Origin of the sequence: Azospirillum sp. TSO22-1 (assembly GCF_003116015.1) — a bacterium.
GTDB lineage: Bacteria > Pseudomonadota > Alphaproteobacteria > Azospirillales > Azospirillaceae > Azospirillum.
In genome coordinates this window covers 1-13,476 of record NZ_LGQZ01000117.1, presented here as the reverse complement: position 1 = coordinate 13,476, position 13,476 = coordinate 1, and the positions used below count along the sequence as shown (strand labels likewise).

At 69.4% G+C, this 13,476-nt stretch carries 15 protein-coding genes; 5 read left to right on the top strand and 10 right to left on the bottom strand.

Annotation, left to right across the window (positions count from 1 at the left end):
- Positions 1-7: 7 nt before the first annotated feature.
- A complete protein-coding gene (locus tag TSO221_RS26705) occupies positions 8-442 on the bottom strand; it encodes a flagellar export protein FliJ (protein WP_109121553.1) in 435 nt (144 codons plus the stop codon).
- A complete protein-coding gene (gene fliI / locus TSO221_RS26700; protein WP_109121552.1) occupies positions 439-1,773 on the bottom strand; it encodes a flagellar protein export ATPase FliI in 1,335 nt (444 codons plus the stop codon). Before fliI ends, TSO221_RS26705 begins: the two co-directional genes overlap by 4 nt.
- 284 nt (positions 1,774-2,057) lie before the next feature.
- On the opposite strand from fliI, the gene TSO221_RS26695 reads away from it, so the two are divergent.
- Positions 2,058-2,786: a response regulator transcription factor CtrA gene (locus tag TSO221_RS26695; RefSeq protein WP_109121551.1), complete on the top strand. Its 729-nt coding sequence runs from the start codon at positions 2,058-2,060 to the stop codon at positions 2,784-2,786.
- A gap of 22 nt (positions 2,787-2,808) precedes the next feature.
- Here the strand turns inward: TSO221_RS26695 and TSO221_RS26690 are convergent, their stop codons facing one another.
- Positions 2,809-3,450, bottom strand: coding sequence for a hypothetical protein (locus tag TSO221_RS26690; protein WP_109121550.1), 642 nt, complete (start codon positions 3,448-3,450; stop codon positions 2,809-2,811).
- A gap of 108 nt (positions 3,451-3,558) precedes the next feature.
- On the opposite strand from TSO221_RS26690, the gene TSO221_RS26685 reads away from it, so the two are divergent.
- Both TSO221_RS26685 and TSO221_RS26680 read left to right on the top strand, forming a co-directional pair.
- Positions 3,559-4,512 (top strand): methyltransferase, encoded by a 954-nt coding sequence (locus TSO221_RS26685; protein WP_109121549.1) that lies wholly within the window; start codon positions 3,559-3,561, stop codon positions 4,510-4,512.
- Positions 4,509-5,891, top strand: a complete 1,383-nt coding sequence (locus TSO221_RS26680) for a hypothetical protein (RefSeq protein WP_109121548.1) — start codon at positions 4,509-4,511, stop codon at positions 5,889-5,891. Before TSO221_RS26685 ends, TSO221_RS26680 begins: the two co-directional genes overlap by 4 nt.
- An 11-nt stretch (positions 5,892-5,902) precedes the next feature.
- Here TSO221_RS26680 and TSO221_RS26675 read toward each other — a convergent pair whose 3' ends face one another.
- The 6 genes from TSO221_RS26675 to TSO221_RS26650 form a co-directional block, all read right to left on the bottom strand.
- Positions 5,903-6,307, bottom strand: a complete 405-nt coding sequence (locus TSO221_RS26675) for a VOC family protein (RefSeq protein WP_109121547.1) — start codon at positions 6,305-6,307, stop codon at positions 5,903-5,905.
- A gap of 35 nt (positions 6,308-6,342) precedes the next feature.
- Positions 6,343-7,197, bottom strand: coding sequence for a protein-glutamate O-methyltransferase (locus TSO221_RS26670; protein ID WP_109121546.1), 855 nt, complete (start codon positions 7,195-7,197; stop codon positions 6,343-6,345).
- Entirely contained in the window at positions 7,194-8,327 is a 1,134-nt protein-coding gene (locus TSO221_RS26665) for a chemotaxis response regulator protein-glutamate methylesterase (RefSeq protein ID WP_109121590.1), read from the bottom strand. The genes TSO221_RS26670 and TSO221_RS26665 overlap by 4 nt, the downstream gene beginning before the upstream one ends.
- Before the next feature lie 123 nt (positions 8,328-8,450).
- Positions 8,451-8,816, bottom strand: a complete 366-nt coding sequence (locus TSO221_RS26660) for a response regulator (RefSeq protein ID WP_109121545.1) — start codon at positions 8,814-8,816, stop codon at positions 8,451-8,453.
- Between the two features lie 31 nt (positions 8,817-8,847).
- Positions 8,848-9,345, bottom strand: coding sequence for a chemotaxis protein CheW (locus TSO221_RS26655; RefSeq protein ID WP_109121544.1), 498 nt, complete (start codon positions 9,343-9,345; stop codon positions 8,848-8,850).
- On the bottom strand, positions 9,342-12,095 hold the full coding sequence (locus tag TSO221_RS26650; protein WP_109121543.1) for a chemotaxis protein CheW: 2,754 nt from the start codon (positions 12,093-12,095) through the stop codon (positions 9,342-9,344). The genes TSO221_RS26655 and TSO221_RS26650 overlap by 4 nt, the downstream gene beginning before the upstream one ends.
- A 184-nt stretch (positions 12,096-12,279) precedes the next feature.
- On the opposite strand from TSO221_RS26650, the gene TSO221_RS36110 reads away from it, so the two are divergent.
- On the top strand, positions 12,280-12,453 hold the full coding sequence (locus TSO221_RS36110; RefSeq protein ID WP_199229644.1) for a hypothetical protein: 174 nt from the start codon (positions 12,280-12,282) through the stop codon (positions 12,451-12,453).
- A gap of 9 nt (positions 12,454-12,462) precedes the next feature.
- Here TSO221_RS36110 and TSO221_RS26645 read toward each other — a convergent pair whose 3' ends face one another.
- On the bottom strand, positions 12,463-13,113 hold the full coding sequence (locus TSO221_RS26645; protein ID WP_109121589.1) for a histidine phosphotransferase family protein: 651 nt from the start codon (positions 13,111-13,113) through the stop codon (positions 12,463-12,465).
- A 114-nt stretch (positions 13,114-13,227) separates the two neighbouring features.
- Here TSO221_RS26645 and TSO221_RS26640 point away from each other — a divergent pair, with 114 nt between their 5' ends.
- Positions 13,228-13,407 (top strand): DUF3553 domain-containing protein, encoded by a 180-nt coding sequence (locus TSO221_RS26640; protein ID WP_109121542.1) that lies wholly within the window; start codon positions 13,228-13,230, stop codon positions 13,405-13,407.
- The last annotated feature ends 69 nt before the right edge of the window (positions 13,408-13,476 follow it).

Sequence of the window (13,476 nt, the reverse complement as noted above, 5' to 3'; positions counted from 1 at the left end):
GGGGACGTTACGTCCCCGCGTTCTCCTGCTCCTGCCGGCGGCGGAAGCCGACCAGCGCGGTCTCGTCGAGCATGGCCTCCTCCTTGCGGCGGATCTTCTCGCGTTCGCGCTTCAGGCGCTCCTCCTCGGCGAGTTCGAAGCGCTTCAACTCCTGGAAGGCCTCGGCCATCTCCTCGGTGGCGACGGCGATCTGCTGCTCCACCTGGGCGATGGAATCCTGCAGACGCCGGCCGCGCTCCAGCGCCGCCTTGGCGAACGCCGCGTAGCCGAAGGCGGCCATCGGGTCGGCGCGGGCGACCTGCTGCTCGTACAGCATCTCCTGCTGCAAACGGTGCATCTCGGCGACCAGGCGGTCGTGCAGGTTCTGCAGCTCGGCCAGCGCGCGGCGCTTCTCGTCGAGCTGCCACTTGTGCAGGCGGATGACGGTTTTCAGGCTGCTCATGACCACGGCACCCCGAGGATTTCGGCGAGCTGGGCGTATCCGGTGGCCAGATCGGTGGCCTCACGCTTCCCCTGCTTGAGGAAGGCTTCCAGCGCCGGGTTGTAATGGATGGCCTCGTCCACCTGCGGGTCGGTGCCGCGGCGGTAGGCGCCCAGGCGGATCATCTCCGCCATGTTGTCGTAGGCCGACAGCAGCCGGCGCGCGCGGCCGACCAGCTCGTTCTCCGGCTGCGAGTTGCAGCCGGGCATGGTACGCGACACGCTGCGCAGGATGTTGATGGCCGGATAGCGGCCACGCTCGCCGATCTGGCGCTCCAGCACGATGTGGCCGTCGAGGATGCCGCGCACCGCGTCGGCGATCGGCTCGTTGTGGTCGTCGCCCTCCACCAGCACGGTGAACAGGCCGGTGATCGAGCCGGAACCGGCGACGCCGGGCCCGGCGCGCTCCAGCAGCTTCGGCAGCTCGGCGAAGACGGTGGGCGGATAGCCCTTGGTGGTCGGCGGCTCGCCGGCGGACAGGCCGATCTCGCGTTGCGCCATGGCGAAGCGCGTCACGCTGTCCATCATGCACAGCACGTCGCGGCCCTGGTCGCGGAAATACTCCGACACCGCCAGCGTCATGTAGGCGGCCTGCCGGCGCATCAGCGGCGGCTCGTCGGAGGTGGCGCAGACCACCACGGCGCGCGCCAGGCCCTCCTCGCCCAGGTCCTCGACGATGAATTCCTGCAGCTCGCGGCCGCGCTCGCCGATCAGGCCGATCACCGCCACCTCGGCGGCGGAGAACTTGGCGAGCATCGACATCACCGACGACTTGCCGACGCCCGAGCCGGCGAAGATGCCCATGCGCTGGCCGCGGCAGCAGGTCAGGAAGGTGTTGATGGCGCGGATGCCGAGGTCGAGCTTCTGCCCGACCCGCACGCGCGAATGCGCCGAGGGCGGCGTGTTGCGGATCGGGATGCCGATGGGGCCCTTGGGCAGCGGTCCCTTGCCGTCCACCGGCTCGCCCAGCGCGTTGATGACGCGACCCAGCCATGCGTCGGTGGGATAGACCGCGGGTTGACCATCGGCCACCAAGGCCCGACATCCCAGCCCGACGCCGTCGAGCGAGCCCAGCGACATCATCAGCGCCCGGCCCTGCCGGAAGCCCACGACTTCGCAGGGAACGCGGCGTCCGTCGCGGGATTCGACGATGCAGCGCCCGCCGACCGACAGCTCCTTCTCGATGCCGCCGACCTCGACCAGCAGGCCGAGCACGGCGGTGACGCGGCCGAACCGCCGGTAGTCCGGCAGCGCATTAATGTCATCGAGGAGGCGGGCGACGTCGGCGGGCACGGCAGCGGGTCCGGAACGGCGTTAAGCATTGAAAACCGCAGTAAATTTGGGTTTTCTGCGGCACTGGCGTCATCATCGGCCGGAAAGATTAACGTTAAATGAAGCGCATTCCGGCGCTGGCGTTAAGCTGAATCGTCTGTTAACCTGTGTAAACGAGCGACCTAACCTGTTAAGCATGTGCCGCCAACCATAGGACCGGCCGACGGTCGTCGGCTGTGACCGGGGTCACGGAAGGTTCGAAGGGTTCGGATGGGTAAGGCACCACCAACGTCGGGATTCCGCCAATGAGGGTTCTGCTGGTCGAAGACGATACCTCGGTCCAGAAGAGCATCGAGCTGATGCTGCAGTCCGAAGGGTACATCGTCGACTCCACCGACTTGGGCGAGGACGGGCTCGAAATCGGCAAGCTGTACGACTACGACATCATCATCCTGGACTTGATGCTGCCGGACATCGACGGCTACGAGGTGCTGCGGCGGCTGCGCGCCGCGCGGGTCACCACGCCGATCCTGATCCTGTCCGGCCTGTCCGAGCTGGATCACAAGATCAAGGGTCTGGGCTTCGGCGCGGACGACTACCTGACCAAGCCGTTCGACAAGCGCGAGCTGATCGCCCGCATCCAGGCGATCGTGCGCCGCTCCAAGGGCCATTCGGACAGTGTCATCCGCACCGGCCGCCTGACCGTCAACCTCGACACCCGCACGGTGGAGGTGGACAACCAGCCGCTGCACCTGACCGGCAAGGAATACGGCATCCTGGAGCTGCTGAGCCTGCGCAAGGGCACCACGCTGACCAAGGAGATGTTCCTCAACCATCTCTACGGCGGCATGGACGAGCCGGAACTGAAGATCATCGACGTCTTCGTCTGCAAGCTGCGCAAGAAGCTGGCCGCCGCCACCCAGGGCGACAACTACATCGAGACGGTGTGGGGCCGCGGCTACGTGCTGCGCGACCCGCACGAGGAGATGCACCACGCGCCGCCGCCCAAGGTGGCGCAGCAGGCGGCGGGCTGAAGCCCGCCGCGCGTCTGTCCGATCACTCCGACGGCTTCGGCACGATCCGCATCGCATCGTTGTGGATCGTCCGCAGGTGGCGCGGAAAATCCCGTTCGACGATACGCAGCAGGTCGGCCAGCGGCGGATAGTCGCCGACGCCGAACAGCCGCATGTCGTCGATGTAGATCGAGCAGGCGTCGATCAGGTACGGGCGCGTCTCGCGCGCCCGGCGCAGGCATTCCAGCTCCGCCAGAATCGGCGAGACGATGTTGCCGTGCGCCGTCCCCTCCCCCGCGTAATGGCTGTCCAGCCAGAACAGAGCCGGCTGGTCGAGCCCCTGGAGAATCGTGTCGAGCTGGGTGGCGCTGTCGCCGTGCAGGCAGGTGATGCGGTCGTTGCCGGCGAAGCGCCCGCACGCCTTGCGGTACAGTTCGTCGTCCAGTTCGATGGTGAAGACCCGGCACTTCAGCAGCGCGGCGATGGCGTCCGTGGTGTCGCCGAGGTACGTGCCGGTTTCAACGAAGCAGGAATAGCCGCGGTTCACCATGCAGTGGACCAGGCCCATGCGCTTCAGAAGGTCGGGCGGGAAGCGCGGTTCGTCGCTGACGGCCCATTCCAGGATGAAGCGCGCGGCTTCGGGCTCGATGGACAAACCGATGGACGGAAGCGCGAACTGCTCCATTGGGGCGGGTCCCGGCTCGTTGCAGGACGGCCAGCTTAGGGAGGGTCCGGGCGCGTGACAAGGCCGTCCCCTTCCCCTGCGGGCCATGTTCCGGCACCATGGCCGGCCATGGACGCCATCCTCCTTGCCCTGGCCCGCGCGGCGCTCAACATGGGCGACGCCCACCTGAAGGCCGGCCGCCCCCCGGCGGCGGCCGCCTGCCTGCGGTGCGTGCTGGCGGTCATGCCCGACTTCGATGCCGGCTACGCCCGGCTCTCGCAGGCGCTGGCGGAGGAGCGCGCGTGGCCGGCGCTGCTCGACGCGTACCGCCGCCTCGCCCTGCTGCACCCGGAGTTCGCGGAGGGCGCCTGGGCCCGGCGGGCGTCGGTGCTGCGCGCCATGCTGCTGGACGCCCACGGGCCGCGGGTGCTGGGCGGCCCGTTCGCCGGCATGGCGTTCGACGGGACGGTCAGCGAAGGCTGCTACCTGCCGCGCATGCTCGGCTGCTACGAGGCGGAGCTGCACCCGCACCTCGACGCCCTGGCGGCGCGTCGGCACGATGTGGTCATCAACGTCGGCTGCGCCGAGGGCTACTACGCCGTCGGGCTGGCGCGGCGCTGGCCGTGGGCGACCGTGCACGCCCGCGACATCGACCCGGCCGCGCTCGACGCCTGCCGCCGGCTGGCCGCGGCCAACGGCGTCGCCGGCCGCGTGGTGGTCGGCGGCCGTTTCGAGGGCGCCGACTTCGCCGCCTTCGCCGGACGGCGGGTGCTGGTGGTCTGCGACGTCGAAGGCTTCGAGGAGGCGCTGCTCGACCCGGAACGCTTCCCGGCGCTGGCCGGCTTCGACGTGCTCGCTGAGCTGCACCCCTTCGCCCGGCCGGACATGGCCGGGCTGATCGCCGGGCGCTTCCGGTCCACCCACGCGGTGACCGTGGTGCCGAACCGCGTGCCCGACGCCTCCGCCCTGCCCGCCCCGCTGGCCGGGCTGGGCGCCGAGGACCGGGCGCTCGCCGTCTGGGAGACGCGCGGCACGCCGACGCCCTGGGCGGTGATGACCGCGCGTGCTATGGATCGCCCATGATCACCGTTGCCTACGACCATCTGCGCGCAACCGGCGACGCCGCGTACGAGATGCTGGCCAACGCGCCGACGCCGCGGCGCGGGCGGACGCTGGCGGCGATGCTCTCCGCCTACGCGGCGATGGCGCCCGACCGCTTCCGCATCGCCGCCGCCGCCACCTGCGCAACGGACGGCACGCCGTTCCTCTATCCCATCGAGTTCGACTACCGCTTCATGGACTCCTACGAGTCCGGCCGGCCGCCGGTCGCCGAGGGGGTGTCGGCCGCGGTGCTCGACGCGGTGCGCGGCGGGCGCGCCGTGATCGTCCTGTTCTTCGGCCACGAGCCGCGCTCGCTGCGCTTCGAGGACGGGGAACGCACGGTCTTCGACCTCGTGCAGAGCTTCATCGCAGTACACGGGTTGCCGCCGGAGCGCGTCTTCCTGCTGAACGGCAACCTCGCCGGCGAGGGCGAGTTCACGGCATGGCGAACGGCGCAGGGGCTGGACGAGACGGAGACGGTGCAGTACCGCGCCGTCGAGTTCTGGGCCGCCTTCGTGCGCGAGACGCACCGGCTGCAGGCGCGGGGACTGGAGCTGTCGGGCACCATCGACCCGGTGTCGTGGGTGACGCGCCTGTCGCTCGGCCCCGCCGCGCAGCCCTACGAGGCGCGCTACCAGACGCCGGAGCGGGTGCGGCGCGAACTGGCCTCCGGCCACCTGCGCGGCAAGAGCTACATGAACCTGAACAGCCAGCCGCGGCTGCACCGCCAGCTGGCGGTGTCGTGGCTGGCGGCGGCCGGGCTGCTGGAGCGCGGCCACGTCAGCTTCCCGCTGATGGACCGCAACCTCAACGGCGCCGAGACCTGGCCGCAGGAGATGGCGGCGGAGCGCGACGCGTGGTTCGCGCTGCACCGCCGGCTGCCGCTGTCGGTGGACATCGGCGACCCGATGGACGCTATCGGTCAGGTGTACGTCAACCTGTTCTTCGTACAGCCGCGGCTGTTCCCGTACGACGACAGCTACGTCAACCTGACCAGCGAGACCTTCTACTTCGCCGACGACCTGCTGTACGTGTCGGAGAAGGGCTTCAAGCCGCTGGTGTACCTGCAGCCGATGCTGCTGATGGGCAACCGCGGGGCGCTGAGCGCGCTGCGCGCCATGGGATTCCGGACCTTCGGCCGGCGCATCGACGAGTCCTACGACGACATCGCCCACCACGGCGACCGCCTGCACGCGGCCTTCGAGGAGGCGGCCCGCCTCGCCGCCCTGTCACCAGCCGGAGCGCGCGACCTCTACGCCGACCTGCTGCCGGAGATGGAACACAACTTCCACCGGCTGACCGAGGGGCGCTTCCGCTTCGACGACGTCATCGACGAGATGGCGGCGCTGTTGCCGCGCTGAATGGCCTCCCCTCAGCGGAGCGCGGCGTCCGCGGGGGCGTAGCTGCTGACCTCCACCAGATTGCCGTCCGGATCGCGGACATAGACCGAGGTGATCGGCCCGGTGGCGCCGGTGCGCGGCACCGGGCCTTCCTCGATGGCAACGCCCTGCGCGGCGAGGTGCGCCTGCACCTCGGCCAGGGGCTGCTCGGTGATCAGGCAGAAGTCGGCGGTTCCGGGACCGGGGGACCTGGCCTTCGGCTCGAACTCCTTGCCGGCGACGTGCAGGTTGATCTTGTGCCGGCCGAAGCTGAGCGCCTTGCGCCCCAGCGCCCCGAAGGTCACCGCCTCCATGCCGAGCACGCGCGTGTAGAAGTCGATGGTGGCGTCGATATCGCGCACCGTCAGGACGAAATGGTCGATGCGGTCGATGCGCATGGGGGCCTCCCGTTGATGCCGGGCGGGCGACGCCGTCAGAACGCCGCCGCCCTGGCCCCGGCGGTGTTGAAGCCCGGTCCGCTGGACAGCGTGTACAGCCCGCGCTGGCCGTCCACCGGCTTGAAGCGGTCGGTGATGCCCAGCACCGTCTCGGCGCCGCCCAGGTACAGCACGCCGTCCGGCGGCATCTGGCGGGCGATGGCCTCCAGCACCTTGGTCTTGGTCGGCTGGTCGAAGTAGATCAGCACGTTGCGGCAGAACACCACGTCGAACTGGCCGAGCCCGCCGAGGTCGCCCAGCAGGTTCCACTCCTTGAAGCTCACCATCTGCCGCAGGTTGGGCCCGATCTGCCACTTGTCGCCCTGCTGCTTGAAGTGCTTCACCAGCATCTGGATGGGCAGGCCGCGCTGCACCTCGAACTGCGTGTAGATGCCGGACTTCGAGCGCTCCACCATTTCCGCCGAGATGTCGGTGCCGACGATCTCGATGCGCCAGCCGGCGACCTTCGCCGCGTCCTCGTTCAGCAGCATCGACAGCGAGTACGCCTCCTGCCCCGACGAGCAGGCGGCCGACCAGATGCGGATCGAGCGCTTGGCGGCCCGCGTCTCCAGGAGACGCGGCAGCACGATCTGCTTGAACTGGTCGAAGGGCTTCTGGTCGCGGAAGAACGAGGACTCGTTGGTGGTCATCGCCTCCGTGATGTCGCGCAGCAGCGCCTCGTCCTTGCGGGTGCGGACCGTCGAGGCCAGTTCATCCAGGCCCTTCATGTTCCACTTGCGCGCCACCGGCATCAGGCGCGATTCCAGCAGGTACGCCTTGTCCTTGGTGAGCACCAGACCCGAGCGCTGCTTCAGCAGCGTGGCGAACATGTCGAAGTCTTCGACCCTCATGGCCGCGCCCCCGTCGCCATCTTGCGGAGTGTCGGGCCGATCTCCTTGAGCGGCAGGATGGCGCTGCACAGCCCGGCCTGCGCCACCGCGCCCGGCATGCCCCACACCACGCTGGTCGCCTCGTCCTGGCCGATCAGCACGCCGCCCTGGTTGACCACCTCGGTGCAGCCGCGCATGCCGTCCTGTCCCATGCCGGTGAGGATGCAGGCCAGCACCTTGCGCGCGCCGAACCCCTTGACGATGGAGCGCATCATCGGGTCCACCGCCGGCCGGCAGAAGTTCTCCGGCGGATCCTTGGTCAGCGTCAGCACGTTCTGCCCGGCGCGCTGCGCCACCAGCATGTGGAAGTCGCCCGGCGCGATGTAGACCCGGCCGCCGGTGATGACTTCGCCGTCCTTGGCCTCCGCCGCGGCGAGGCCGCACTGGCGGCTGATGTGCTCGGCCAGGATGGTGGTGAAGGTGGCCGGCATGTGCTGGGTGATCATGATCGGCTGCTGCAGGCCCTTGAGGTGCGACAGCACCTCGAACAACGCCTGCGGGCCGCCGGTCGAGCTGCCGATGGCGACGATGTCCGGCCGCGCCGGCGGGTTCGGGAAGGGGCGCAGCGTGATCGGGCCGGGCTCCGGCCGGCGGAACGGCGCCAGGGCGGGCGCGCCGGCGGCGCGCTCGGTGGCACTCGGCAACGGTGCGGCGGGCGTCAGCGGGCGGATCTCGCCGCGCGAGCGCGACCCGGCGCGGCGCGCCGCGGCGCCCAGCGCCTTCACCTTGGAGACCAGCTCGCGCTTGAAGTCCTCGGCCCCGCCGACCTCGCGGGTGGAGGTGGGCTTGGGGATGTAGTCGGCCGCGCCCGCCTGCAGGCAGCGCATGGAGACGTCGGCGCCGCGCAGCGTCAGCGTGGACGCCATGATGATCTTCACCTGCGGCGCCACCGCCAGCAGCTTGGGCAGCGCCGTGATGCCATCCATCACCGGCATCTCGATGTCGAGCACGATGACGTCGATGGAGTTGCGCTGCAGCGAGTTGATCGCCATCTGCCCGTCGCCGACCGAGGCGACGACGCGGATCTCCTGGTCGCCCTCCAGCGCGCGGGTCAGCAGGCCGCGGATGACGGCGGAATCGTCCACCACCATGACCCGGAAGGGGTCGGCGGCGCCGCCGGCCGGGGCGGGCGGCGGCGCCGGAGGCCGGGCGGCGGAGAAGGGGCGGAAGCTGTCGGACATGCGGCGTTCAACCTTACTAGCGGCGTCGACCGCTCACAGCAACCCGATCTGCTGGAACTTGGTCTGGATGATGTCGCTGTCGAAGGGCTTCATGATGTACTCGTTGGCCCCGGCCGACAGCGCCTCCTGGATGTGCGCCAGATCGTTCTCGGTGGTGCAGAAGACGACCTTGGGCGCGTCGCCGCCGCTCATCTTGCGCAGCCGGCGCAGGAACTCGATGCCGGTCATCACCGGCATGTTCCAGTCCAGCAGGATGGCGTCGGGCATGGCCCGGGCGCACGCCTCCATGGCCTGGCGGCCATCCTCCGCCTCGGTGCAGGCGAAGGACAGCTCTTCCAGGATCTTGCGGGCGACCTTGCGGACCACCCGGCTGTCGTCCACCACCAGACAGGATTTCATCGCAGGCATCCCAGGCTCGCCCGGCGTGGCCTCACGCCGCTTCCATGTTGGTGAAGTTGAGCAGACGTGGGACGTCCAGCACAACCATCAACTGCCCGTTCAGGCGATAAATACCGGTGGACACCTCGCGCCAGCGCGGATCCAGCGTCGCCGGGTTGCGCTCGAAGTCCTCGTTGGACAGGCTCAACACCTCGCCCACCGAATCGACCATCAGGCTGTACAGCTCGCCGCGCAGGTCCACCACGATGGACATGCCCGGCTTGTCCTTCGGCCGCGCCAGCAGGTTGAGCCGCAGCCGCACGTCGATGGCGGTGACGATGCGGCCGCGCAGGTTGAGCGACCCGGCCACCTCCGGCGGCGCCAGCGGGATGCGGGTGATCTTCTGGTGCCCCAGCACGTCCTGGACCTGCAGGACCGGGATGCCGAACAGCTGGTCGGCGATCGTCATGGTCACGTAGTCCTGGGAGCCGCCGGAGACGACCTCTTCGCCCTTGGTCTTCTTGGCGGGGAGCTTGGCGTTGCTGCTCATGCTTGGGCACCCTTCTGCTCGGACAGCGTCTGCTGAAGCGCAAACAGCAGCGCGTCACGGTCGAACTTGGCGACGTAATCGGTGAAGCCGGCCTGCCGGCCGCGGTCGAGGTCGCGCGGCGTGGCGTGGCTGGACAGCGCCACCAGCGGCACCGCCTGCCAGCGCGAGCCGCGGCGCACCGTCTCGGCGAAGTCGAAGCCGCTCATGCCCGGCATCTCGATGTCGGAGACGATGACGTCGAAGTCCTCGCCGGCCTCGCACAGCGCCAGCGCCTCCTGCGCGTTCTCCACCGCGGTGACGTCGTAGCCGGCCACCGAGAGGAGCGGGGTGAGCAGGTTGCGGAAGAACGGGCTGTCGTCCACCAGCAGCACGCGCTGCGACTTCTCCTCCTCGAACGCCTCGCTGCCCTGCGACGAGCCGAACCAGTCCTTGTAGGCCTGGGTGAGGAAGAAGCCGGCGTCGATCACCTCGGTCGCCTTGCCGGCGATGATGGCGGAGCCCATCAGGCCCGGACGCTCGGCGGTCAGCTGGACCACCAGCTTCTCTTCGACAATGTCCACGATCTCGTCGACGATCAGGCCCATGGAGCGGTCGCCGTCGGCGAACACCAGCACCGGCTGGCGGCCTTCCTTGCCCAGCATGAAGCCCGGGTCGATCGGCACCAGCGGCATCAGTTTGCCGCGGTACTGGACGACCGGCAGGCCGTTCGACATCTCCACCGCAGCGACGTCCACATCCTCCAGGCGGGCGACCAGCGACAGCGGCACCGCCTTCGGCGCGCCGTCCCCGGCGCGGAACAGCAGCAGCGCCATCTTGTCCTCCTGGCGCGTCGCCTGGACCGTCGTGGTGTCCTTGCCGGCGTTCTCGCCCATGGTGATCTCGCCCGACGCCGAGGCGATGCCGTTCGGGTCGAGGATCATGATGACCGAGCCGTCGCCGAGGATGGTGTTGCCCGAGAACATCTCGATGTGGCGCAGGATCGGCGCCACGGGCTTGACCACGATTTCCTCGGTGTCGAACACGCGGTCGACCATGATGCCGAAGGTGTAGGTGCCGACCTGGGTGACGACGATGAAGGTCTCGTCGTCGGCGCGCTTCTCCTTGCCCTCGACGTCCTCCAGGCGCAGCAGCTCCTGCAGGGACACCAGCGGCAGCAGGCGGTTGCGCAGGCGCAGCACCGGAGTGCCCTTCAGGCGCTCGATGGTGTGCTCGCTGTCCGAGGCGGCGCGCACCAGTTCGACCACGCTGATCTGCGGGATGGCGAAGCGCTCGCCGGCGCACTCGACGATGAGCGCCGAGACGATGGCCAGCGTCAGCGGGATCTTGATGACGAAGGTCGAGCCCTTGCCCTGCTGGGACTTGATCTCGATGGTGCCGCCGATCTTCTCGATGTTGGTCTTGACCACGTCCATGCCGACGCCGCGCCCCGACACGCTGGTCACCTTGGCCGCCGTCGAGAAGCCCGGCTTCATGATGAACTGGATGATCTGCTGGTCCGACATGGCGGCCAGCTCGCCCTCCGAGGCCATGCCGTTCTGGATGGCCTTCTGCTTGATCTTGTCGATCGCCAGGCCCTTACCGTCGTCCTGGATCTCGATGATGATGTGGCCGCCCTCGTGGTAGGCGTTCAGGGTGACGCGGCCGGTCTCCGACTTGCCGGCCTTCAGGCGCTCGGCCGGGGTCTCCAGGCCGTGGTCGGCCGAGTTGCGCACCATGTGGGTGAGCGGATCCTTGATCAGCTCCAGCACCTGGCGGTCCAGCTCGGTGTCGGCGCCGAGCATCTGCAGGTCGATCTTCTTGCTCAACTCGTGCGCCAGGTCGCGCACCAGGCGCGGCAGCTTGGCCCAGGCGTTGCCGATCGGCTGCATGCGCGTCTTCATGACGCCTTCCTGCAGCTCCGAGGTGACGTGGTTGAGGCGTTGCAGGGGTGCTGCGAACTCGCTCTCCTTCTGCGAGCGCAGGATCTGCAGCAGCTGGTTGCGGGTCAGCACCAGCTCCGAGACCATGGTCATCAGGTTTTCGAGCAGGTCGACGTTGACGCGGATGGTCTGCGCCGCGACGGCCGATTCCTTGTTGCCGGCCTCGCGCACGTCGTCGCCGCTGCTGCCGGCGGACTGGGCGGCGTGGGCGGCCGGGACCGGCATCTTGGAGGCGGCGGCCGGTACCGGGTCGGGCTCGGGCACCGCCAGTTCCTTGGCGGGCTCCGGCTCGGGCTCGGGCTGGACCGGGGTGAGCGCGGTGGACGGGCCGGGGGCGGCGTTCCAGGCGGCCTCGAGCTCCTCGAGCGAGACCGACGGGACCTCCACCTCCTCCTTCTTGGCCGGCGGCGGCGGGGGCGGCGGGGGAGCCGCGGCGGCGGGAGCGCCGCCCAGCTTGCCCTCGGCGCAGGCGTTCAGGCGGATGATCAGGTCGTTGTCGTCGCCCGGCGGCTCGGCCTCGGTGGCTTCCAGGACGGCGAGCAGCCCCTTGATGGTGTCCAGCGCCTGGAGGATCAGCGACACCGCCGCCGGGGTGATGACCAGTTCGCCGTCGCGGAACTTGCCCAGCACGTTCTCCGACGCGTGCGCGACCTTCTCCAGGCGCGGCAGGCCGAGGAAGCCGCAGGTGCCCTTGATCGTATGGACCAGGCGGAAGATGTTCGAGAGCAGCTCGGGGTCGTTGGGGTTCTGCTCCAACCGGACCAGCTCGACGTCGAGCACGGACAGGTTCTCGTTGGTCTCGGTCAGGAATTCACTGAGCAGATCATCCATGGCGTGTTCCCCAGGCCTTGTTTATCGTGCGGCGGCGCTCCCCGAACGGGCGCCGGCGGCACGCGGCCCGCCGGCCGCAAGCGGGCCTTCGGGCACGGGCGGAGCCTGTCAAACACTGATTAAAAGTGTCTTACCTCGAAAGGGTAGGCACACCCCGCGATGGCTTGTCACAGAAGGGCGAGAAATGAACGACGACGAACTGGCCAAGCAGGTGCGCGACGCGGTCGCGACGCTGAACGAGGTGTTGACCCGGGCGGCCCGCCACAGCCTGGCGGTGACCCTGCGCACGACGTCGCACCAGACCACCAACGGGGTCGAGCAGGTCGTGGTGGAGGCGCGGATCTTCAAGCAGCTGTGAGGCCGCCGCTCACCATTCCAGCGTGAACACCAACGTCTCCGGCCCCGCGGGCGCGGCGGAGAGACGCACCCCGTAGGTCTCAGCGAAGCGGCCGGTGATGTAGGGGTGGATGGTGCGGGCGGTCAGCTCGTCGGCGGTGGCGCGGCCGGTCAGCGCCGCCTCGGACTCCGGGGTCAGGGCGCCGGGGCGGCCCCTGGCGGTCACCGTGAGGCGGCCGGTATCCTGGCTGCCCTCGCCGCCCACGGTGATCGTGCCGCCGTGGGTCAGCGACTCCTCGGCCAGCACCAGCGTGTTCAGCAGCACCTTGACCACGCCGGTGCGCATCGCCGCCCAGTCGGACGGCACGCCCGCCGGCCAGTCCAGCGCGGTGCGCGAGCCCTCGACCCAGCCCTGGATGGCGCTGCGCACGTCGCCGAAGCCCTTCTGCTCACGCCCGGCCATGCCGTAGGCGAGGCGGAAGACGCGCAGCCGGCGGTCGGCCTGCAGCGAGGAGTGGTCGATCAGCTTGATCGCCTCGCCCATGAAGGCCGGGTTCGGCTCCTCATCCTCGTTCATCTCCTCGATCAGTTCGAGCCCGTTGCGGATGGCGCCGACCGGGCTGACCAGGTCGTGGCAGAGACGGGAGGCGAGCAACTCGACGACGCGGATGTCCAGGTCCATGTTCTTCACGCGGTGCGGGGGCCGAAGCGGGCGGCGGCGGGAACTTCCCGCGACGCTCCTCCTTCTTGTAACATCCGGCGCCGCGGGATGCCGCCGCTTTTCAGGAATAGGACCATGGATGACACGCTGGTGCCCGGAGCCTGGGTCCGCCACCCCGGCCAGCCCGACTGGGGCCTCGGCCAGGTGCAGTCGGCGATCCGCGAGCGGGTCACGGTGAACTTCGAGCACGCCGGCAAGGTGCTCATCAACACCCAGGTCGTCGGCTTGCGCGTCGTCGATCCCGACGAGGCGTGAGGCGATGCGCGCCGCGGTCCTGGCGGTCGGGATCGTCATGGCGGCCGGGTCGCCCGCCACTGCGGACCC